At 47.5% G+C, this 22,709-nt stretch carries 20 protein-coding genes; 11 read left to right on the top strand and 9 right to left on the bottom strand.

All coding sequences use genetic code 11. From position 1 onward, the window contains the following. Positions 1-293: 293 nt before the first annotated feature. Both ACYQ2M_RS03275 and ACYQ2M_RS03270 read right to left on the bottom strand, forming a co-directional pair. Positions 294-1,211, bottom strand: coding sequence for an AEC family transporter (locus tag ACYQ2M_RS03275; protein ID WP_459914885.1), 918 nt, complete (start codon positions 1,209-1,211; stop codon positions 294-296). A gap of 293 nt (positions 1,212-1,504) precedes the next feature. Then, complete coding sequence (locus ACYQ2M_RS03270; RefSeq protein ID WP_459914884.1) at positions 1,505-2,329, bottom strand: crotonase/enoyl-CoA hydratase family protein; 825 nt, start codon at positions 2,327-2,329, stop codon at positions 1,505-1,507. A gap of 221 nt (positions 2,330-2,550) precedes the next feature. Between ACYQ2M_RS03270 and ACYQ2M_RS03265 the strand changes: the two genes are divergently transcribed. Then, on the top strand, positions 2,551-3,345 hold the full coding sequence (locus ACYQ2M_RS03265) for a cytidylate kinase-like family protein (protein ID WP_459914883.1): 795 nt from the start codon (positions 2,551-2,553) through the stop codon (positions 3,343-3,345). A gap of 229 nt (positions 3,346-3,574) precedes the next feature. Here ACYQ2M_RS03265 and ACYQ2M_RS03260 read toward each other — a convergent pair whose 3' ends face one another. The 5 genes from ACYQ2M_RS03260 to ACYQ2M_RS03240 form a co-directional block, all read right to left on the bottom strand. Beyond that, positions 3,575-5,275: an ABC transporter substrate-binding protein gene (locus ACYQ2M_RS03260; RefSeq protein ID WP_459914882.1), complete on the bottom strand. Its 1,701-nt coding sequence runs from the start codon at positions 5,273-5,275 to the stop codon at positions 3,575-3,577. 261 nt (positions 5,276-5,536) lie between these two features. Then, positions 5,537-7,120, bottom strand: a complete 1,584-nt coding sequence (locus ACYQ2M_RS03255) for an NAD(P)/FAD-dependent oxidoreductase (protein ID WP_459914881.1) — start codon at positions 7,118-7,120, stop codon at positions 5,537-5,539. Between the two features lie 84 nt (positions 7,121-7,204). Continuing rightward, positions 7,205-7,690: a YchJ family protein gene (locus ACYQ2M_RS03250; protein WP_459914880.1), complete on the bottom strand. Its 486-nt coding sequence runs from the start codon at positions 7,688-7,690 to the stop codon at positions 7,205-7,207. A gap of 139 nt (positions 7,691-7,829) precedes the next feature. After that, entirely contained in the window at positions 7,830-8,033 is a 204-nt protein-coding gene (locus ACYQ2M_RS03245) for a hypothetical protein (RefSeq protein ID WP_459914879.1), read from the bottom strand. A gap of 1,068 nt (positions 8,034-9,101) precedes the next feature. Beyond that, positions 9,102-10,493: a sigma-54 interaction domain-containing protein gene (locus tag ACYQ2M_RS03240; protein ID WP_459914878.1), complete on the bottom strand. Its 1,392-nt coding sequence runs from the start codon at positions 10,491-10,493 to the stop codon at positions 9,102-9,104. Positions 10,494-11,163: 670 nt separating this feature from the next. Between ACYQ2M_RS03240 and ACYQ2M_RS03235 the strand changes: the two genes are divergently transcribed. The 9 genes from ACYQ2M_RS03235 (at position 11,164) to ACYQ2M_RS03195 (ending at position 18,790) form a co-directional block, all read left to right on the top strand. Further along, the gene (locus ACYQ2M_RS03235; protein WP_459914877.1) at positions 11,164-11,826 is read left to right on the top strand and encodes a rhodanese-like domain-containing protein; all 663 of its coding nucleotides are present in this window, start codon (positions 11,164-11,166) and stop codon (positions 11,824-11,826) included. Between the two features lie 5 nt (positions 11,827-11,831). After that, positions 11,832-13,532: a DUF3373 family protein gene (locus tag ACYQ2M_RS03230; RefSeq protein WP_459914876.1), complete on the top strand. Its 1,701-nt coding sequence runs from the start codon at positions 11,832-11,834 to the stop codon at positions 13,530-13,532. A gap of 14 nt (positions 13,533-13,546) precedes the next feature. Further along, on the top strand, positions 13,547-13,720 hold the full coding sequence (locus ACYQ2M_RS03225) for a hypothetical protein (RefSeq protein WP_459914875.1): 174 nt from the start codon (positions 13,547-13,549) through the stop codon (positions 13,718-13,720). Then, positions 13,695-13,868: a hypothetical protein gene (locus tag ACYQ2M_RS03220; RefSeq protein ID WP_459914874.1), complete on the top strand. Its 174-nt coding sequence runs from the start codon at positions 13,695-13,697 to the stop codon at positions 13,866-13,868. The genes ACYQ2M_RS03225 and ACYQ2M_RS03220 overlap by 26 nt, the downstream gene beginning before the upstream one ends. Positions 13,869-13,878: 10 nt before the next feature. Continuing rightward, positions 13,879-14,229 carry a cytochrome c family protein gene (locus tag ACYQ2M_RS03215; protein WP_459914873.1) on the top strand — a complete coding sequence of 117 codons (351 nt, stop codon included), beginning with the start codon at positions 13,879-13,881 and terminating at the stop codon, positions 14,227-14,229. Positions 14,230-14,448: 219 nt separating this feature from the next. Continuing rightward, positions 14,449-16,074 carry a tetrathionate reductase family octaheme c-type cytochrome gene (locus ACYQ2M_RS03210; protein ID WP_459914872.1) on the top strand — a complete coding sequence of 542 codons (1,626 nt, stop codon included), beginning with the start codon at positions 14,449-14,451 and terminating at the stop codon, positions 16,072-16,074. 5 nt (positions 16,075-16,079) lie between these two features. Next, the gene (locus tag ACYQ2M_RS03205) at positions 16,080-16,727 is read left to right on the top strand and encodes a cytochrome b/b6 domain-containing protein (protein ID WP_459914871.1); all 648 of its coding nucleotides are present in this window, start codon (positions 16,080-16,082) and stop codon (positions 16,725-16,727) included. A 478-nt stretch (positions 16,728-17,205) separates the two neighbouring features. Then, entirely contained in the window at positions 17,206-18,504 is a 1,299-nt protein-coding gene (locus ACYQ2M_RS03200) for an ammonium transporter (RefSeq protein ID WP_459914870.1), read from the top strand. A gap of 109 nt (positions 18,505-18,613) precedes the next feature. Beyond that, positions 18,614-18,790: a helix-turn-helix domain-containing protein gene (locus tag ACYQ2M_RS03195; RefSeq protein ID WP_459914869.1), complete on the top strand. Its 177-nt coding sequence runs from the start codon at positions 18,614-18,616 to the stop codon at positions 18,788-18,790. 7 nt (positions 18,791-18,797) lie between these two features. Here the strand turns inward: ACYQ2M_RS03195 and ACYQ2M_RS03190 are convergent, their stop codons facing one another. Next, complete coding sequence (locus tag ACYQ2M_RS03190) at positions 18,798-19,577, bottom strand: enoyl-CoA hydratase/isomerase family protein (RefSeq protein ID WP_459914868.1); 780 nt, start codon at positions 19,575-19,577, stop codon at positions 18,798-18,800. Positions 19,578-20,169: 592 nt separating this feature from the next. Between ACYQ2M_RS03190 and ACYQ2M_RS03185 the strand changes: the two genes are divergently transcribed. Next, on the top strand, positions 20,170-20,649 hold the full coding sequence (locus ACYQ2M_RS03185; protein WP_459914867.1) for a hypothetical protein: 480 nt from the start codon (positions 20,170-20,172) through the stop codon (positions 20,647-20,649). Between the two features lie 155 nt (positions 20,650-20,804). Here ACYQ2M_RS03185 and ilvC read toward each other — a convergent pair whose 3' ends face one another. Beyond that, complete coding sequence (gene ilvC / locus ACYQ2M_RS03180) at positions 20,805-22,277, bottom strand: ketol-acid reductoisomerase (protein ID WP_459914866.1); 1,473 nt, start codon at positions 22,275-22,277, stop codon at positions 20,805-20,807. Between the last annotated feature and the right edge of the window lie 432 nt (positions 22,278-22,709).

Here is a 22,709-nt window from a genome sequence, read left to right as displayed (position 1 = left end):
TTGTTATCCTAAACATTTTAGTGCCATTTATCAAGCGGGTTTAACTGTAAATGCCCCCTGTTTGTTTTTCATCATTAAATAACAAAAATATAATGCAATAATAGTGCCATTGTTAAAAAGAGCTGGGCATCATTCATTTTTGCTTTACACTTTCACGAGGAGAATAGCCATTCTTCGATGGTCATTTTTAAAAAAGTGTAAAGTGCTTTTGGAAACATATGAAGGTTTCCAAAAGCTGGATTGCTTTTTATGGGTTAATTGAAATTATTTTGTGAGAAGGCCCGGAAATTTGTTTATTGCATCATTAAAAGGGCCACAGACAGGGATAAGAATGATGCCAGGGTGGAAAAAACAATGCTTGCCGAAGCAAGGTTTGTATCACTTTGCATCTGGGAAGACAGAATGTAAATGGAGGTGGATGTGGGCAGACAAAAGAAGATAAGTCCGGCCTTGAATTCTACACCGGTGACTCCAAAAAGGCTCATGAACAAAACTCCTGAAAGGGGAAGAAAAATCATCTTGAAGGTGGCGGAGACCATGGATAGTCGCAGATAGCCTTTCATGTTTTTCAGGGTAAAGGCACTGCCGATGGAAATAAGGGCCAGGGGCAGGGTGACCATGGAAATCAGCTTCAGGCTGTTGTCAATGAAGACAGGAAAACCACTTCCCATGTGCGAAAAAATAAAACCAGCCAAACATGCAAGGATTAGGGGGTTTGACACCGCCTCTTTAACAAATTTTACTGTCCGCTGGGTAATGGTGTATTCCCTTCCTGAAAACCAGATGAGTAGGGATACGGAAAGTATATTTATGATGGGGATGAGCACCCCGATGAGAAGTCCAAATCTGACAATACCCTCTTCACCCAGGGCAGTCATCACAATGGCCATGCCGATGTAGGTGTTAAATCGGTAGCAGCTCTGGGAAAAGGACCCCGCCTGAAAATCGGTGACACTGCCATACACAATGTAAAGGGTGCTTAGAATAAAGACAAAAAAAAGGGCGCACAGCCCGGCAAGGGGAAGTGCCATATCAAGGGTTTCTGCGGCCTTGTTTCCACCGATTTTGTAAAACAGCATGCAGGGAAAAAAGATGAAATAAACCAGGCGGTCTGATGTGGCCAGAAAACCTTCATTTATGAACTTGGTGATTTTTAAGATTTTACCCATCAGCAGGAGGGCAAAGACGGGGAATAGGTTGTTTAGAACCATGGAATTACTTTTCCTTAAAGATATCTGCATTGTTCAGCATCAAGACAGGGTTTGCTCACAACATGTATCTCTAGCCACATCTGTAGTGCCAATGGGGCTAGACGTTTGCTATTGAAGGCTGAGGTTTTTATCAGTCTTTATGCTTTTTACAGATGTCTGTATTTCAAGTCAATCTTCAATAAAAGCGACAATAACGCAGGTTAGTCCCATGTCGAATACCCCCGACCGGAAAAATGCGAATGCGCCCTTCATGCATTTAATCTTATTTCTGAGGTTTTTCTTGCTGATTGAGTTCAGCTTCCGGTGAATGTGGGTTTACGCTTTTCGGCAAAGGCCGTCACCGCTTCCATGAGATCATTGGAGGGGATGATATTGGCACTCATGGAGGCCACATATTTAAGGCCATCCTCCACAGATTTCCCCACTCCGTAGTTGAGCACATCCTTGGACGCCTGAACCGCCAAGGGGGAATTGCTGCTGATTTCCAGGGCCAGCTTTTCTGCATTAACCATGAGGGTTTCCTGATTTTCATGGATATCATTCACCAACAAAATTTCCTTTGCCCGACGGGCGGAGATGTCTCTGGCAGTGTAGGCAAGTTCCCGGGCATGGCCCTGACCCACAATGGCGGGGATGCGCTGGAGAACCCCCACATCGGCCACAAACCCCACAGCTGCTTCCCGCAGGGAAAAAACAGCATCTTCAGAGCAGATTCGGATGTCACAGGCCGTTGCCATATCAAGGCCGGCACCGATGCAGTACCCGTGGATGGCAGCAATAACCGGTTTTCGGCACCATGCTATGCAGGAGATGGCATCCTGCAGTTTTTTTATTTTGGGAATTAATTTCCATTTAATCCCCCCTTTCTGTGAGTTATCCATGAGTTCCGGCAGTTCCGGGATCATGCCCATTAGATCAATACCCGCAGAGAAACAGGGACCTTTGCCCGCCATTATGACGGCACGAATATCCGGATCTTTGTCAAGCTCTTCAAATATGGCAGGTGAATCAGTCCACGCAGAGAGGTTCATGGCATTTTTTTTGTGGGGTCGGTTGAGATAGACCCAGGCAATGGGGGGTTTTTTTACTACAAGATAAAAGTCTTTTGAAGTTAACATGGTTTTCCTTTTTATTTTTAGTTTAATGTGAGTTTTTTTTCATATCATACAGGATCGGGTTTTTAAACGCGATGATCAAGTTTTTTTATGTTATAATTAAGCCCGCCAACTATGATGGATGGCCCATGCTATGAACCAGCCCGAAAATTGAAAAGCAGCGCTTTGTTTTCATTATAGCCTGTTGTTAAAATCAGCGAAAAGGGAATCCAAAGGAGTCTATTATGCCTATTATCACAATTTCCAGGGGTAGTTATTATCACGGTAAATCTGTGGCTGAAAAATTGGCCTCAAAACTGAATTTTGGCTGTGTATCGAGGGATCAAGTGCTTGACAATCTGGAGCACTTTCATCTGCCGGAAATTAAGCTGAAACGGGGTTTGAACGATGCTTTTTCGATTCTTGATCGTTTCCCCAACGGGAAAGAACGGTATCTAACCGCCATTCGATGGGCATTACTACAGCGGTTCATGGAAGGAAATCTGGTGTACCACGGTCTGGCAGGTCATCATCTGGTAAAGGACATTTCCCATGTGTTGAAGGTACGAATTATTGCCGACACCCAAAGCCGAGTGGAAGGGGAAATGGTCCGGGAGGGCATTTCCATGGAAAAGGCACAGTATATATTGAAAAAAGATGATGAAGAACGACGTCGCTGGTGCATGTTTTTATATGGTATTGATATCTTTGAGCCAGCCAATTACAATTTGGTGATACGTATCGGTCATCTTTCTGAGGATGATGCCGTTGATATTATTGCCAACACAGCCAGCCTGCCATTGTTCCAGGAAACGCCCCTGTCTGAGACAATCCTTGCGGACCAAGTGCTGTCTGCCACCGTGAGTTATGCACTTTTTGATTTTCCAAGTGCCGTGGTTTCCGTCACTAATAAAAAGGTCAATGTGACTTTAAAAGTGCCGGAGTCCCAGTGCGATGCCATTAAGGAGCGAGTTGAAAAACAAATGTCAGAAATAAAGGGGATATTGGGATATAAAGTTCAGATAAATCCTTATTATTGACTCATCAGTCATAAGTTCTCCGGTTGGCCGCATTCCCATTTTCCGGGCTTGGTCACCCATGGGCTACCCGTCACATTTGGTGGGCCAACGGGGTCAGGCTATGTGGTATTAGAGCCTGAGTTTTGTATCAGGCTCTATGCTTTTTTCAAGGCAGATTTCAATAAAAGCGTCAATAACGCAAGGCTGAGCTCTCCACAGGCGGGTCGATGTCATGATTAAGCCCGATTTTTTACCTTTGGTGCATTGTGACCATGGGCGTATCAACTTCGGTTGTGCCCAGTAGATGGGGCATCAGCCTTGTTTTTTCTGTGAACTGGGGATACAGGGCCATGGATGAAATCACCGGGTGCCCATAGGAGACATATTTTCTGCGTGGGGTTCGCATGTTGGCATATATGACCGGGTATGCCACCATGTCACTTAAAATTCTGATCTGGGCCTGGTGCCACAGTTTGATTTGTTTTTCCGGGTTGCTTTCATGGCGGGCCGCTTCAATGAGTTTGTCTATTTTTGTGTAGTGGGAAAAATTGGTATCGGGTTTGACACCGGTAAGAAGGATGGAGTCCGAATGGAAAAATCGGGTTAGAAATACGTCGGCATTGGGTCTCCAGGCAGTGTAAATAACAATGGGCCTGGGATTGTTCCGGATTTCCCGGTGCATTTCGGAATGGGGTAGGATTTTGATGTTGCAGACAATTCCTATGCGTGCCAGTTGTTCATGGAGAATTCTGTAAAAATTGCTGTAAGTTCGCTTTTCTGACCCCACCAGATCCAGCATGAATCCATTGGGATACCCGGCCTGGGACAGAAGCTTTTTTGCCTTTTTGACATCTTCTTCATAGTCCAGTCCCAGGGCCTTGACATCTGTCTGTGTCAAGCCCCCGGGAAGAAATTGTGCCGGTACCTGCGAATAAACGTACCCCGCATGGTCGGCATTATATATATTAAGGTATGATTCCTTATGAAGGGCATAGGCAATGGCCTTGCGAACCTTGATGTCGTCCATGGGGGGGATACTGGTATTAAAATAAATGGCGGTGACCTCTCCAACACCATGGGTATCAATATCAATGCCATCATGCTGGAGCAATTCCTGTGCAAAGCCTTTATTACCTGATCCTATGATAACGTCCAGTGTACCATTGAGCAGCCCGGCTTTTCGTTCTTCCGTGTCTGGAAGAAAATAAAGGGTGACACCATCCAGGGCCGGTTTCCCCCTGAAATAATCATGGTTGGCCACAAGGGTTAGTGTTTTGCCAGGAATATGTTCCTGGAACATGAAAGGGCCTGTTCCCACAGGGTGCTGTGCGTAGGCGGTATCCCCCATGGCTTCCATGGCTTTTTTGCTGACAATGAAACCACCGTTATAGTTGGTGATCTTGGGGAAAAAGAGAATGGAGGACAGGGGCTTTGAAAGTATGAATTTCACAGTGTAATTATCTACTTTCTGAATGTTTATGCCCTCGTAATCCCCGGCATAGGCCGATCGTTTATCAGCAGAGGCTTTTTTAAATGAATACACCACATCGTCTGCGGTTAATTCGTAGGCCGGGGTTTTGGGGCCTTTATGAAATAGGATGCCCTTTTGCAGGCTAACCTTCCAGACCTGACGACCCTTTTCCAGGGACAGTTCCGGCATACCAGCCGCCAGATCCGGTTCTATGTGGGGTGCGTTACCTGGCTTGTATCTCAGCAGCCCGTTGAATACCATGTCTGCAACGGAACGATCCTGGGACCCTGCCGCAAAATGGGGGTCCATCTTGCCCACATCACTGACATGGACGGCAAATCGGAGTATCTGGGGGAGATCCTTATCTTGTTGTTTTTTTGACCAGGACCATGCCATGCACTGGTTTGCAATTACAAAAATAAAAACTGATAAAAAAAGAGGAATTAATGTGCCTGGACGTAATAATTGTTTAAATACCATGGTAAAACCTCCATCATAAAAAAATTCGGATATGATCTTCGGGCAGAGCTTTATGCCCGATTACCCAGCCGGAACCAGCGTGTCCACTGGTTATCAAGATTGAGCGATATGCGGGCCAAGTGCTTATTTTTATTCCGCTTCCATGGGTGATGAGTGCGTGTTGTATTCGGGGCATGGTGAAGAGCGCGGTTAAAAAAAATGGGGCGTTTCGTATAACCCTGTGGAGGATACCCTTTGTGCTGGATATTTTCAATCGAAAAGTCATGGGCGGATATCAGAAGATAAAAGGGTAGGGGAGAAAAATTGTGCCACGGCATTGGCACTGTTTTCCCCATCTATGGCAGATGAGACAATGCCACCTGCGTATCCAGCCCCTTCCCCCGCCGGGAACAGGCCAGGAACATGGGGATGCATCCCGGTGTCTTGCAACCGGGGAATTCTCAGCGGGGAGCTGGTTCGGCTTTCCACGGCAAGGACCTTGGCTTCCCTTGTCACAAAACCCTTCATTTTCTTGTCAAACATGGTGAATGCCGCTCTCAGGCTTTGGGCAATCAGTGTCCCCAAAATGTCATCGAGTCGGTGGCTGGTAATTCCCGGAATATACGAGGATGCGGGTAGGTTTGCGGAAACCTTATCATTTATAAAATCCGTCAGACGCTGGGCGGGTGCCTGCTGGGTGTTTTCAGCGGCAGTAAAGGCCTTTTTTTCAATATCCTGCTGAAACGCAAGACCGGCAAACGACTTTAAATCAGCAAATTGACTGACAGCCCTTTCATCAATGCTCACCACCATCCCTGCATTGGCAAAGGGAAGGTTTCTCCGGGAGTTGGACATGCCGTTTAAGACCAGTTCCCCCGGGGCGGTGGCTGCCGGTACCAGAATGCCTCCCGGGCACATGCAAAAGGAGTAAACACCCCTTCCATTGATTTGGCAGGATAGGGAATAGGTGGCTGGCGGCAGGTGGAGGCTGTCTGCGTAAGTACCATATTGAATCTGGTTGATCAGTTCCTGGGGGTGTTCCACCCGAACCCCCAGGGCAAAGGGCTTAGCCTCCAGGAGAATGTTTTTCCGGCGAAGCAGCTGGTAAATGTCACGGGAGGAATGACCTGTTGCAAGGATAACGGCCCGGGTCTGGAAGGATGTGTTCCGGCTGTTGACACCCACCATGCGGCCTTTTTCCAGCTCCAGGTCCGTGATCCGGGTATTGAAATGAATTTCTCCGCCGCATTGTACAATGGTCTTTCTGATGGCGGCGATGATTCTTGGCAGGCGATTGGAACCAATGTGGGGATGGGCATTTACCAGAATGTCTTTGTCTGCACCATGCTGTACCAGCAGGGAGAGTATTTTTCTGACATTGCCGCGCTTCAGAGATCGGGTGTAGAGCTTTCCGTCACTGTAGGTACCGGCTCCCCCCTCTCCAAAGCAGTAGTTGGAATCGGGGTCGACGATACCGTCTGTGTTGATTTTTTTCAGATCAAAGCGCCGTTCCCGCACGTTTTTACCCCGTTCCAGAACAATGGGTCTGATTCCAAGCTCAATGAGGCGAAGGGCCGCAAACAGTCCTGCAGGACCACTGCCCACCACCACGGTCTCATGCTGTCCGGAACCTACGGGTGTATACCTTACCGGTGTATGAAGTGCCTGGAGACCTTCTCCCTGGTAAATCAGTAGGTGAACCTGGTACAGGGGTTTTCGTCCCCTGGCATCAATGGACCTGCGTCTTATCTGGACGGCGTCAATATCTTCAGGAGAAAGTCCAAGCTTTCCGGCTGCACATTTCTTAATAAACGCCTGATCCCCGATTTTTTCAGGGGGAATTGCCAGGGAAATATCCTTGATCATTGGTGATGTCCTTGTGAATCATCTGATCCTGTTCTCTTGTCCGGCAATATCCATGATGTCAGGGGAAGGCCCGGGACAGGGGGATTATGCACAGCATTTTTTATATTTTTTACCGCTTCCACAGGGGCAGGGATCGTTGCGGCCCACTTTGGGGGTGGTTCTCTTTACAGGGGCTGGTTTCACTGGATTGCCGTCGGAAAAATACCAGCGCGCTTCCTTTTTTTTGAATACGGCCCGTTCATGATGTTTCTGGTCAATGCCTTCCCTGGCAAAAAAGGCTATGAATTCAACCGTTCCTGTTGTGGCTTCCGACTCCTGACCTGTGGCGTTGAGAATTTCCAGTTTCTGCCATTGGGAATTTTCCGACCAGTCCCGGGTGGACTGGGCATCAAAGTCACCCCGGTCATCGGGGTGGGTACTTTCTTCAAGATAGTCAATATTGCCCAGTACATAGGCCGTATACCGGGATCTCATAAGAGCCTCCGGGGTCTGGGCCAACAGCTCTCCTTTGAGAATGGGTTCGCAGCACTGGCTGTACTCTTTTTCTGAACAACATGGACATGCACTCATGGACGGCTCCTTGAATAATGGGGCTGGGTATCCAGCACCCCGGAATGTTTAATATGAAAGGTTTTGCGCTGAAGAGATGCAGTTATCATAAAATAGCACCAAAAACAAGGGAATGTCCCGGATCATTAATGGAAGAATCTCATTGAGCAGTGATTTTTTCCGCTATTTTTTTATCACCGCTTTCAAATCCTTTTCTGGAAAGAAAATGAATGGCACACGAAGATCTGAATTTGCAGTATAGGTCTGGATCTTTGCACTCAAGGCATTCCTCACAAAGGTAATAGTCGTGTTTCATGCATTTATACGCTGTTTCCCGTTCTGGATGAAATTTACATCTGCCCATTATTTTTTCCTCTGTTTTTGTTTGATGAACCGCTAAAACGTCGGTTCATGGATTATTTGCCACATCATGTTCGGGTTTAAACCTACAACGCTACTTGTTTTCAGCCTTGTTACATGTTGTGTTTTAAAAAGTGCATACACTCAATATGCTGAAACAATTCCGGCAAGTGAGGTTGCAGGGTTAATGTCTGCTCGACCACAATAAATGTCACCTAAAAACTGGACCCGGGACTTTTTACGAGAGCATCCTGTTTAAATTTAAAAACCTGCCTGAAAAAAGGTGATCATCAGCTGAAAATTTTGTGATTGGCAGTAAGACAATCAATATTCGTGCCACTTTGTACCCCGGGTTTCAGCAGCAAAGGCGGTGGAGATGGAGCATGGGCCACAGGTTTTCATAACAACCCTTGACCCTGCAGTCATTATTGAAATATGCTTACAACACATGCCCGGGAAATAAAAGTAAAAACAGACAAAATGGGGCCGGCCTTATGCAGCTTCAGGTACTGGTGGACCCAGGAGGGGTGAATTAGCCCCGGTTTTTTTAATGGTTTGAATTTTTTGTGTCATGTTGGTCTGTATTTTGCATATTATTTTATAATTTTCGTGTAAGTGGGGTCAGAGCATCAGATAACCTTTGGGCTCTGGTTTGTCCCGGTCAGGCAACTTAATTGTTTAAAAGATCAAGCCTGTTTTTTACCTGAAGTGCCGGTAAGCGGTCTCAGTTTTTGGATTCGGGGGTTGATCGCAACATAAAATGGAGGCGAGTATGAAAGAAATGGTCTGGGTACTTTTATTTATTGGTGTGTATGTGCTGCTGCAGGCATATATCCTTCCCAAAATGGGAATTTCCACATGAATGAAAAATGCCTGTCAGGTGGCAGGCAAGGATGAAAAAAATAAAACAACGGGTATTGATCCCGATAAGATAATAAAATAATTGTAAATATTCGTCAACACCCATCAGCCGAATATGAGGCACTGCCGAAACATTTACATGATCAAGCCGAATATTTATAAATAATCGGATTTGAATTCAAGATCTGCCATCCGTGGGGGACATTGCATGTCAGGCAAGATCCCGCTTGAGATCAATGCCATGCTTTTTGATGCGCTTCCACACGGTGACCCGGCTGACCCCAATGGCTCTGGCAGCTCTTGATTGATTGCCCCGGGCCTGTTTCAATGCCTGGATGAGCTGGGCACGTTCTTCCTGAAGGGAGACCGCGGGTTCCAGATCCGAAGCCATGTAGATAGCTTTTGCGTTTTTTCCAGAGGGATCACAGAGCATCACCCGTTCGGGCAGGTGCTCTTCTCCAATGCTGCTGCTGTTGCAAAGAACAAAGGAATATTCCACGGCATTTCTCAGTTCCCGCACATTGCCCGGCCAGTGGTAGGCCATCAGGTGCCGCATGGCTCCGGGGGTGAATCCCAATATGTTTTTGCCGGTCTTTCTGGCATTTACATTCACAAAGTGCTGGGCGATGAGGGGGATATCCTCCAGTCGCGTGGAAAGGGAGGGGCAGTGGATGGGAAAAACATTGATTCGAAAAAAGAGATCCTCCCTGAATTTTTTTTCTTCAATCAGCTTTTCCAGGTTTCTGTTGGTGGCGGTGATGATGCGGACGTCCACATCAATGGAGACATTGTCCCCCACTTTTTCAATCTTTTTTTCCTCCAGCACCCGCAACAGTTTTACCTGGATGGGCATGGGGATATCCCCGATTTCGTCAAGGAATATGGATCCCCCATGGGCCGCCTCAAAACGTCCGATGCGATTCCTGTCGGCACCGGTGTAGGCGCCCTTTACATGGCCGAACAATTCACTTTCCAGAAGACTTTCATTGAGGGCCGCACAGTTGACCTTGATAAAGGGTTTGTTCTTTCTGGCACCGGTTTCATGCACGGCCCGGGCCACCAGTTCCTTTCCGGTCCCGCTGTCCCCCAGTATCATCACCGGTGTTTGTGTCACTGCAACATGTTCAATGAGTTCAAAAAGGCTCTGCATTGCCGGACTTCTGCCCACAATACCATGAAAACCATCATCCAGCAGATAGGTCTTTTTCAGGGAGAGCAGTTCATTTTCGTATTTAATATTATCTGAAATATCCTTCAGGGTTTCAACGGCCCCCACGATATTGCCATCATCGTCGTAAAAAACGTTGGCACTTTTCAGTATCTGCACAGATCGTTTGTCTTTGTGTGAAATCAGACATTTTTTATCACGGATCAATCCCCTGGAAAAGAGCCCGCACCACTGTGGGCCTGGTCCCTTGCCCACGATTTTGCATCCGGTACAGTTTAAAATTCGGCATGACTGGCCCTGAAGTTCTGTTTCGCTGTATCCGGTCATGAGCAATGCCGTGGTATTGGCGGTAACGATATTTCCATGGGGGTCCACAATGATGACGCCATCCTGGACAGATTCAATAATGGTGCGCCAGTGTTTACCAATGTCCACAGGTTACCTCCTGGATGTTAATTGTGTTAATAGCAAACGTTAACACAAACGGTTTCCCTTAACAATAAAAAAAGCTAAATTTTAGCGAGATGGGGAGTGGTTATAACTTCGGTCAGTTATCATAATGAACCAGGGGACTCAGGCCTGTATTGTTGTGCTTTTAACAACGGTCTGTGCATAAAGAGGCTTTTAATAAACGTGTCAACAAGGCAATTCTGACCTCTCCTTGATGTGGCCGATGTGGTGATTAACTCTACGATATGATTGTTTTTTTAGTGCTATCTGCTTGAGAGGGGGCGGTCCGAACCCAGAGGTTATTTGTCTGTAATGTCCATGATGGCATGTTCTTTGCTTTATTTATCATATGTATTCCGTTTGTCCGTATTTTTTTAAGCATATTTCGACATCCTTCAAATGCGCCCCAAATTACCTCCCCCTTTTTGGGGAAAATGCCCCTGAAAATGGGAAATGCGCCGGAAACGTATAAACGACTTTTGAAGGATGTCCATATTTCATGGAAATAGAGGAGGAAAAGAATGAAGTTGAAAACAGGTATTGGGGGGGGTGATATTACTGCTGCTTCTAACGGCTACAATGGCCTGTGCCACCGCTGAAAAAAATGTCGTATCCGCTCCGGAATGGCAGTATCACAGCCTTGTAGATGTGGAATTTGTTAAAAATCACATTGCCGATCCCATGCCGAAAACTGTCATACATCATCGATGCAAGGCCTTATAAACCCAAGTATGTAAATGGGCATATCCCCGGTGCGGTGAGTATTCCGGACAGTCAGTTTGACAAATCAGTGGATCTGCTTCCGGCGGATAAAGATGCGTTGCTGATTTACTACTGTGGCGGCCTGGCCTGCAAATTAAGCCATAAGTCCGCTGTGGCGGCCCTGGCGCTGGGGTATACCGATGTTAAAGTGTTTTCCATGGGATATCCGGAATGGAAAAAGACCCATGGTGCCACCGGAGAAATTGCGGTGAAACCCGGAGAAGTGGAAGGCAGCATGGACATCGCCATATTCAAAAAAAACATGGTCGGTAGCCCCGACAGTCTGATGATCGTGGATGTAAGGGATACGGATGAGTTTGAAAAAGGTTCATTTAAAAATGCGGTGAACATTCCTGTGGACCACCTTGAGGGCAAGATAAAGGATCTGCCCCAGGATAAACCCGTTGTGTTCATCTGTTCCACCGGTGCCAGAAGCGGTGAGGCCTACTACATGGTTCAGGATGTAAGGCCTTCCCTTAAAAATACCTACGATCTTGAGGGCGCTTGTTCCTTCAAGATAGTCGGTTCCTTTGAAATCACAAAAACGGAAGGATAATCAAAATGAAAAAACCGTTGATTTATCTAATAGCCCTTGCCATGGTTTTGGTTTTTCAGCCTGCCTTTGCCTCCACCGAGGTGGAGATGTTAAAGCAACAGCTGGAAGAGATGAGTCGTACCATGGAGATGATGAAAACCAAACTTGAAACCCTTGAAAAAGCCGATAAAAAGGATAAGGAAGAAGTAGAGTATCTCGGGAAACGTCTGGACAAGGCAGAGCTTCACACGGCCACGGACAAGGTTTCTCTTGGCCTTGAGCTTCGATCCAAGGCAGACTCCATCCATTACAACGGCATGTTGTCAGCCCCTTCTGCCATGGTGGGAAGCTTTTTTACCCCGGCAACCGCTGGGGGGTTTAACGGTGCCACTCTCAATCAGATCCAGCAGGGCATGCAGGGCATGGCCATGGCGGGTATGGTCCCCCCCCTGGAAGAAAATGATGTGGACAACGATATCATCTATACCAATAAATTTCATCTGGACATGGCAGCCAAGGTCAACTCCAATTTGAGCTTTGCCGGCAGGCTTGCCGCCTACAAGGTGTGGGGGGATTCCACAGGTGTAAAATTTAATCAGGGCAGCCTGGGTGATGTCACCATGGATGGCACCACCACCTCTCTGCCCCATGGGGATACCATCCGCCTGGAGCGGGCCTATTTCATGTACCGAAAAGATGTCAATAACGTTCCGGTGAGTTTTTCCCTGGGCCGTCGCCCCGCCACCAATGGTCCCCCGCTGGAGTATGGCGAATATGATCTGGTGGGGGGATCCCCCCTTGCCACCATCATCAACTGGCAGTTTGACGGTGCCTCTTTAAGCTTTGGACTGGAAGAGACCACCGGTATTCCCGGTGCCGCCTTCAAATTATGCTATGGCGTGGGATTTGAAGGGGACTGGGGCAACTCTTACTCCCTGCAGGAGAGCCAGGCCAGTGTGGATGATGTCCATCTGTTGGGATTCATTGCCACCCTGTTTGACAATGATTCCTTCAGTGCCGTGCTCAATTATGCCCATGCCTGGGATATCACCGACGGTTTCACAGGGCTTACTGTGATGCCTTTTATCGTGAGTAAATCCGATCAGAACGGTGATGGCATTGCCGAGTACTATTTTGACCAGAACAGCGGTGGATACATTTCCCGCATGCAGCCCTCAACGGAGATTGGTGACTGGGACGCGGCATCACTGCTCCTGCGAAAAAATCTCTATGAAGAGACGGAAAAGGATATTGACGTGTTTCTGGCCACTTCCTGGAGCCGCACCGATCCCTCCCGCATTTCCGCCAATCCTTTTTATGAGATGATGGGCCAGGGACTGCTCAGCTCCAACGGTAAACTTGAATCCCACAATGGTTACAGCATCTATGCCGGCGCCATTTTTCCCATGCCCCTGGAAGGACGTCTGGGCCTGGAGTACAACTGGGGGTCCCAGTACTGGTTTAACTTCACCGGTGCAGAAGATTCTCTGGTGGGCAGTAAGCTTGCCACACGGGGCAGTGTGTATGAAGGCTACTACATCCAGCCCGTATTCGGCCGGAATTTTTTTGTAAAACTGGGTGCCCGCTTCTACGATTACGAATACACCGGAAGCGGGAATCCTCTGGGTGAGCCGGTGAAAATTTCCAAGGCCACCTCCTTTGACGGTCTTTTCCCCATCGTGGATGAGGTCTGGGACGTATACGCTTCGGCCACCATGAGATTCTGATCAGGAGAAGAGAAATGAAAGTTCTGCATATACTGAAATCTCCCCCCGATGACACGGTGCGCCAATTGTTTGATGTGCTCTCCCGGGATATGGTTATATCAGTGGTGGAACTTTATGATCCCTGCCTGGACTGGGATAGCCTGGTGACGGATATTTTTGATCATGACAAGGTCATCTGCTGGTGGTGATACCCCCGGCAAAAGAACTGAGCATGAGGTTCTAAAAAGAATGGCATCTGTCCAGATGGATGTGGCAGATGTAAAAAATGGGCTTGATTCCATTGGCGTATCTGCTGTGAAAAGATGCAGGTGCGGTGATCAATCCCCCAAAAAATAAGGAGAAAAAAATGAATAAGAGAATAATTGTTTCCACGCTGGCATTTGTATTTCTGATGGTTTCCACATTGATCTGTTTTGCCGACGAAGGCCCTGCAGGTAACAAAAGAAAGGGGAAATATACGTACAGAAAGGTATATAAGGCCTGTTCTGAAAGGGGTGAAGTCGATTCCCAGAAACCCCCCATCAGCCCCAGCGACAAAACCATGGCCCAGTGGCAGCGGATTTTTGAGAACAAAGATTTTGCAGACTTCAAGTGCAGTAAGGAGTGGGCCGCATTGAGTGATGAAGATGTCCTTGATATTTATTCCTATCTCTACGGATATGCAGCGGATTCACCCTCTCCGGCAACCTGTAAATAATATTGGCAGGGGCATGGCATCATAAATGACCATGCCCCTGATCTCATGGGAAGGCATGGCGCAAAACGCGCATCGGTATTATTTTCTCTGAATATTGCAATTGTAAATGCAGGGGACTGGATCATGATTTTGGCCACGGTGAAGGGGAAATGACGTTAACCGGTGCATTTCTCATACCGATGTGGCCCCTTTGTGAGTCTCTTCCCTACGGAGGTCTGAATGATAAAGAAAACCGCCTCAATCGTATTGACGCTGTTATTATCGGTTTTTCTGCTGGCAGGCACTTCTTTTAAAGCCCTGTCTGCCACCGGTGAAGGGAACGAGGAGGCTCCTGGCAGAAAGCTGGCCAAACAGGCTGTGAAACGGGAACAAAAATGGATCACCACCGATCACACCATGCATGAGGCCCTGAAGAAACCCTTCACCTCCGGCGATGAAATTACCCGGGCATGCCTCTCCTGTCACACCGAGGCATCCACCCAGTTTCATAAAACCATTCACTGGACCTGGCTTGCCTCCGGCGATAAAAAGGATATGAAATATGGAAAGGCAGGTTATTCTGTTAACAATTTTTGTATTTCCGCCAATAACATGGAAGACAAGGCTTGTCTGAAATGCCATGCCGGGTGGAACGGCATTGAAAATGAAGTCAATTGTCTGAAATGCCATGGCACGGAGAAGTTCAATTACACCGAGGCCTTCACCGATATCAAGGCCTTTTCCGAAGACAATGATCCAGAATCCAGGGAAATCATGGCCGAAATCCAGGCGGACGTCTCAGTTGCTGCCGGCAAGGTGGGTCTTCCGGGCCGTAATAACTGCGGTGAGTGTCATTTCAAAGGCGGCGGCGGCGACGGGGTCAAGCACGGAGATCTGGATACCTCGTTGATGAAACCCAATAAAATGCTGGATGTCCACATGGGCACCGATGGTAAAAATTTCACCTGTACCCGGTGCCACACCACCACCAATCATAACATTGCCGGTCGAATTTATACCAACCCGGCGGTGGAGAGCAGCAAGAGTCTTTTAGAAGATGATCTGGCCCCCAAGATTACCTGTGTTTCCTGCCACAGTGATGCCCCCCATAAAAACGATTCCAAAATGAACGATCACACGGATAAGGTGGCCTGTCAGTCCTGCCATATTCCTGAGTATGCCAGGGTCAATCCCACCAAGATGAGCTGGGACTGGTCAAAGGCCGGACACCTTAAAGAGGGAAAACCCTATGATATCGTGGGAGATCTCGGGAAAGAAACCTATAAATCCATCAAAGGTGAGATGACCTGGGAAAAAAATGTGGTGCCGGAATATTTCTGGTCCAACGGCACCCAGACCAGCACCACGGCAGAGGATGTCATTGATCCTGGCACAGTGGTCAAGGTCAGCCAGCCCATGGGGGATGCCAATGATCCTGATTCCCGCATTTTTCCATTCAAGATCCACCGGGGAAAACAGCCCTATGACAAGGTGCATAAAACCCTTCTGGCACCGCTGCTTTCCGGAGAAAAGGGATACTGGACCACCTTTAACTGGGATGAGGCCCTGACTCTGGGAAATAAAACCCTGAATTTGCCCTTTTCCGGGGAATTTGATTTTGTAGAGACCACCTACGCCTTTCCCATCACCCACATGGTGGCCCCCAAGAGCAAAGCCCTTTCCTGCACCCAGTGCCACAACCGGGAAGAGAGTAGATTATCAAGCCTTACGGGATTTTACATGCCGGGCCGGGATAAATCCACCCCTGTGGATTCACTGGGCTGGTTGATTGTACTGGGTTCCCTGGGCGGTGTGGGACTCCATGGACTGGGCCGATTTTTCACCCGGAAAAACGCAAAGGAGTAACAGCCATGAATGATAAAAAAATCATTAAAATATATCTCTATACCCGATATGAACGTTTCTGGCACTGGCTTCAGGCGTTGATGATCATGACCCTGCTTGTCACCGGGTTTGAAATCCACGGCACCTATTCCCTGCTGGGGTTCCAGCGGGCCGTGAATGTGCATAATTTCATCGGTTTGTCCTGGCTGGTATTGTTTGCCTTTTTTGTCTTCTGGTTGTTCACCACCGGGGAGTGGAAGCAATATGTTCCCACTACTAAAAAACTCTTTGCCGTGATGATGTACTATGCCTTTGGTATCTTCCAGGGAAAATCCCACCCTGTGGAGAAATCCCCCGGGGCTAAGCACAACCCGCTGCAGCGGTTGACCTATCTGGGGCTTTCAGCCCTGTTGTTGCCGGTGCAGATGCTGACGGGTCTTTTCTATTACACCTGGAACTCCTGGGCCGGGATGTTGATTCCCCTGGCGCCGGTGGCCTGGCTGCACACGTTGCTGGCATTCATGCTGGTTTCCTTTCTTCTGGTGCATGTGTACATGACCACCACCGGACATTCTCTGTTCAGTCATATTTCAGGCATGATCACTGGCTGGGAGGAGATTTACGAAACCACCACGGTGGAAGAGTGGGAGCTTCCGGCCCGGCATCGAAAATAGCGTTATTGTATCGGTGGTGATGTCCTGTGGATGTTTTTGCAGGACATCAATATGATTATCTGAAAATGTTCTGAATTTGCTCACAAAATGGGTCACCTGCCACCGTTTGCCCATTTTGTGAGCAAGCCTATCCCTTTTTTCCCTCCGCACTACTTTTGCATGGCATATCCAGGCAATAAAATCCAAAACATTGCCCCTGCCCCAAATTTCTCGGTCCCACCTGATCTGTTAGAACCAAAATGTAATTTTAACTTGCATGAAAACAAAATTGTAGTCGTTTTTTGTAATGTTGGCTCATTGCTATTCTTTTGGAAAAGGTAAATATTTCTTTTAAAATAAATTGTTTATGCACATTTTGTGCGTATGGCATGGATTTTGAGTATTATAAATATCAAATAATTGCTTTTATGAACAATTCAGGTTTAGCCAAATTTTTTAACCGAATGATTAATAGATCATCAGGTGACGGAGGGTTTACATGCTGATTAAAATTACAGGGATAACAGGGTTTATCATTTCATTATTATCGGGTCTGGCATTTGCTGGAGATACCCCAACATTAAACAGTGGAGACACCGCATGGATCATCGTGGCAACGGCCCTGGTGATGATGATGACACCGGCGGGCCTTGCTCTGTTTTACGGCGGGATGTCCCGGTACAAAAATTTGTTAAACACCTACGCCATGACCTTTGTGGCTTACTGCATCGGCAGTCTGATCTGGGTGGGATGGGGATACAGCCTCACCTTCAGCGGGGAGGGTGCCTTTATCGGTAATCTTGATTCTCTTTTTCTAAAGGGAATGACCATCAGTTCCCTCTCCGGTACCATTCCAAGCTTTGTGTTTGTGGTGTTCCAGATGACCTTTGCCTGCATCACCCTTGCCCTGGTGCTGGGCTCGGTGGTGGACCGCATGAAGTTTTCTGCTTGGCTGGTTTTTTCCGTGCTGTGGCTGACCTTTGTATATACACCTGTGGCCCACTGGGTATGGGGGGGCGGCTGGATGGACAAGGTGCTGGGTGCCCTTGATTTTGCAGGCGGCAATGTGGTTCACATCAATGCGGGTGTGGCAGGTCTTGTGCTTTCGCTGATGCTTGGCAAACGAAAGGGATATGGGAAAGATGTCATGTTTCCTTCAAGTATTGCCCTGACAGCACTGGGTGCGGCGTTGCTGTGGTTCGGGTGGTTCGGGTTCAATGCAGGAAGTGCCCTGGCCGCCGACGGTCTTTCGGCATCAGCCTTTTTAGTGACCAACACCTCGGCTGCCGCTGGAGCCATTGCCTGGATGCTCATTGAGTGGAAATTCAGCGGAAAACCCACGGTGCTTGGCATTGCATCGGGGGTTGTGGCAGGACTTGTGGCCATTACCCCGGCGGCAGGGTTTGTGGGGCTGTTTGCCTCCATTATCTTGGGTTCTGTGGCCGGTGTCATCGGTTATTTCAGTGTGTCTGTCCTGAAAAAGAAGGCGGGTTATGATGATTCCCTGGATGCCTTCGGTGTCCATGGGGTATGCGGTGTCTGGGGCGCCCTTGGTACAGGCCTGTTTGCGGATCCCGCCATCACCGGTGACATTGCAGGCCTGTTCCATGGCAATCCCGGTCAGCTGTGGGCACAGTTTCTGTCCGTTATTGCCACCATTGCCTTTTCCGCCATTGCCACCTTTGTGGTGGTGCTTATTACAAAAATGTTAACATCTGGTCTTCGGGTGGACGCTGATCAGGAGAGGGAAGGACTTGACTCCGCCATCCATGGAGAGCGGGGATTTGAATTGATCTGATACAAGAGATCATATTCTTTCAGGTAAATTTTGCAAAACAGGCCGGTCAATTTTTCACGCAATTGACCGGCCTGTTTGAACGTGGATTTAAATAAATATGGAGTAAAATATGGAAGACCGATGGTTGTCAGTGGAAGAAATATGCCTTTATCTCGGGGTAAAGCGGGATAGTATTTATAAATGGATCAGAGAAAAAGGAATGCCCGCTCACAAGATCGGTCGTTTCTGGAAATTTAAGAAAAATCAGGTGGATGAATGGGTAAAAAAGACAACCTATCCAGTGTGATCAGCCCCTATTTTTCTTTCCATTCAGGGCTGCGTTTTTCCAGAAAGGCTTTAATGCCTTCTTCGGCATCTTCCGTGGTGCAAAGCCTGGCAAAGGCTTCGTTCATATAGTCAAAGGATTTATAATAATCCCCATCGGCGGTGGCATAAAATGCTTTTTTTGCATTCTGCAGGGCCACCGGGCTTTTCCGGGCCAGGATGGCCGCCCAGTTTCTTGCCTCTGTTTCCAGATCTTCCGCAGGTACGGTTTTGTTTATCAGGCCCATTTCAAGGGCCGTTTGGGCCGAGATTAGATCCCCGTAAAATAACAGCTCAAGGGCTCTTTTCCGACCGATGGATCGGCTCACCGGAATGATGGGACCGATGCAGTTCAACCCCACATTGATGGCCGTCAGCCCCAGTCGTGTTTTGTCACTTGCGATGGCAAGATCCGCTGCGGCCACAAGCCCGGCACCGTTTGCTGCGGCCACTCCGTGAACCTGGGCTATGACGGGTTTGCTCATTCTACTGATGCTCACCAGGGGGGTTTCCATGCATTCAATCCATTGCCGATATTCCGAAGCGGTTTTGCCAAAAAAATCCCCCACATCAATGCCTGCGCAAAATGCTTTGCCTTCCCCTTTTATCAGAATAACCCGCACTGTCTTTTTCCCGTCCAGATCCAGCAGGGCGTGGTTCAGTTCCGTGGCCAGGGTCGTTGTAAATGTGTTCAGCTGTCCGGGGCGATTAAGGGTTATCTGTCCAACAAAGTCTTCACCGATCTCAACAACAATACTTTCATAGTTCATGGATACTCACCTTTTTGTATGATACGTTTTTGTTATCGTAAAAACAGGTTGATAAAAGGACACTTAAACGAAAATAAAATACATGGCAGTAATCAGCTGCCATAACCAAAATTAAAACTCTCATCATTGCACCACGTTGGACGGAATTTTATATAAAAATCCAGAGCCCAGCCTCGGTGTTTGCGGCGATGGGATGGATGGGTTGGCATCTATTGCGCTTTTTTAGCAAATTTTATAAAAAATACAATCTGCTGGCCATTGATCCGCCAACTGTGACTCGTGGACCATGTTGTAACCAAATCCAAATAGTGTTTGTTAACATACCTGGTGTTTGAAAACAAGCGAGCAGACACAGCTCACTCCATTGCCTGTTTTTTCCATCTGTGTCGCTTTAATTGAGCAACAGGGCCTGGCACCCCCAGAAGTTGCGGTCTTGTGAGCAAAACCGAAAAATCAAAAGCGGGGGCATTTCCTTGATTTTATGGTATAACCGATTAAAATAAATGCGGCCCATTCGGAGCCAAAGGCGCTCGGCCCATTTGCCCTGCCGATTGTAACCAAGCGCAGACTGTTTGAGGACTAACATCTCCGTTTGGGTTTAAGACGCGCAGAAGATGTGGATGTGATACTGGACATTATCAAAACTTTAGATTCGCCTGTCTATTTGAAAAAGCAGGAAGCCCGAGGAAGAGTGGTCGCGTTTGGGTTGTCACTTATGTCGCTTGCCCATGAAGTGAGCTTCATTAAGCGAAAAATTGATATTGAATTGCTGGTAGACGACAATGTCAGCACAACATTCACGGATTATGATATTTCAGCCATTCAGAGCCGTACCATCAACGACAATTTCAAACGCATGGAGATCGACCTTGTTCAGGAGTCGGACCGCCTGGCCAACATCCGCTTTTTAAGTGCTTTGAGAGAAGCGTTTAAACAAAGTGGTAAAGACGTCTCTGAATGTGTTGAGAGTTATCAGTGGGAAGTGATCAAAGGAGAAGAATCGTCTGGCCTGATCACCTTTGGGAAGGAATATGAATACCATGTCACAACATGGACCGCCCGCCAACTGTGACAGGCTGTCCATGTTGTGACCAAGCCGTTGGAAATATGATTTATGCACAATTACTTGTCAAAAGTATGGCGCTGGATAAAAGTGTCTGCCGCTGATACCTCAGGCTTTACTGTTTCCCACCAAAGAGGCAGAAACCAAGAGCAGAGTTGTTTTGTTTACAAAATGGCTTTCATGGCCCCCATATGGGAGCGCAGCTCTTTCCCGATGATTTCCACACCGGTGGAGCCAATGGCCGCATTGACCTTGATCAGCTGCACATTGTCAACGCCATTATCTTTTACATCCAGCCCTTTTCCGATGACATCGGCATTGATGGTTTCCATGAACCCTTTAAGCTGTGGCACTGCTGCATGGGCAAACAGATAACAGCCATACTCTGCGGTATCGGAGATGACCACATTCATTTCATAGAGTTTACGCCGGGCAATGGTATTGGCAATCAGGGGTACCTCATGGAGGGACTCGTAATAGGCAGATTCTTCCTTAATGCCAGCCGCCACCATGGTGTCAAAGGCCATTTCCACACCGGCCTTGACCATGGCCACCATTAATATTGCGTTGTCAAAGAATTCCTGCTCGGAAATCTCAGATTCGGTGCACACCGATTTTTCAAAGGCGGTTTCAGCGGTCTCGGCTCGCCATTTCAACAGATTGGCATCATCGTTGGCCCAGTCTTCCATCATGGTACGGGAGAACTCACCGGACATGATGTCATCCATGTGTTTATTGAACAGGGGCTGGAGAATGGTTTTGAGTTCCTCTGCCAGATTAAAGGCCTTGATTTTGGCAGGATTGGATAACCGGTCCATCATATTGGTGATGCCGCCATGCTTTAAGGCTTCAGTGATGGTTTCCCATCCATATTGAATCAATCGCGACGCATAACCGGAATCCACCCCCTTTTCCATCATTTTATCATAGCACAGAAGGGAACCGACCTGGAGCATGCCACACAAAATGGTCTGTTCTCCCATGAGATCTGATTTCACCTCGGCAATGAACGAAGATTTAAGAACGCCAGCCCGATGCCCGCCGGTACCGGCGGCATAGGCTTTGGCCATGCCCCAGCCGTATCCATCCGGGTCATTTTCCCGGTGAACGGCAATGAGGGTGGGAACGCCAAATCCGCGTTTATACTCTTCCCGTACCTCGGTTCCCGGGGATTTGGGTGCCACCATGATGACGGTGAGATCCTCTCGGATCTTCATCCCTTCTTCCACAATATTAAACCCATGGCAATAGGCCAGACAGGCCCCCTTTTTCATCAGGGGCATCACAGCAGATACCACCGGGGTGTGCTGTTTATCCGGGGTCAGGTTGATCACCAGATCTGCCATGGGGATCATCTCCTTATAAATACCCACGGCAAATCCGTTTTCCACCGCGTTCTTGTAAGATTTGCGTTTTGACTCAATGGCAGCGGCCCTCAATGCATAGGAGACATCCAGACCGCTGTCTCGAAGGTTCAATCCCTGGTGAAGGCCCTGGGCCCCACACCCCACAATGACGATTTTTTTTCCCTTGAGTGCTTCAACCCCATCAAATTCAGAATAATCCATGAACCGGCACTGTCCCAGTTCTTCCAGCTGCAAGCGAAGGGGTAAGGTATTAAAATAATTTTGTCCCATGTGTTCCTCCTGATTAATTTTTATATTGAAATCATTTTGTTTTTGGAATTTTCGACGTTTCTTTTTTAAACCAGATATATTATTTTTTTTGTACAGACTTTATGTCATAATCCTTATATTATTCTGTTTCCACCGATTGTGCCAAGTGAATCCTATTTCAATCATTGCGTCAAGTGAATTATGCGAGATGTTGTATTGCAAAAATAACAATATCTTTTCAAACATTATAGATGCTCATAACATTTGCCATGCCTGGAAATGTTCAGGCCCGGATGCCGGCCCCTGACAATGATAACATGTCGAGATTTGAAGAAAATAATAATCTTGAATAACAGTTGACCTTACAGCTTTAAACATATAATTTGGTAAAAAATAATTGCAGATTTCCTGAAATTTGATTTGTATTTGGATCTCGAAGGATAATATGTCTCA

Source organism: Desulfocicer niacini (genome assembly GCF_054657595.1).
This window is presented reverse-complemented; position numbering and strand designations above follow the sequence as displayed.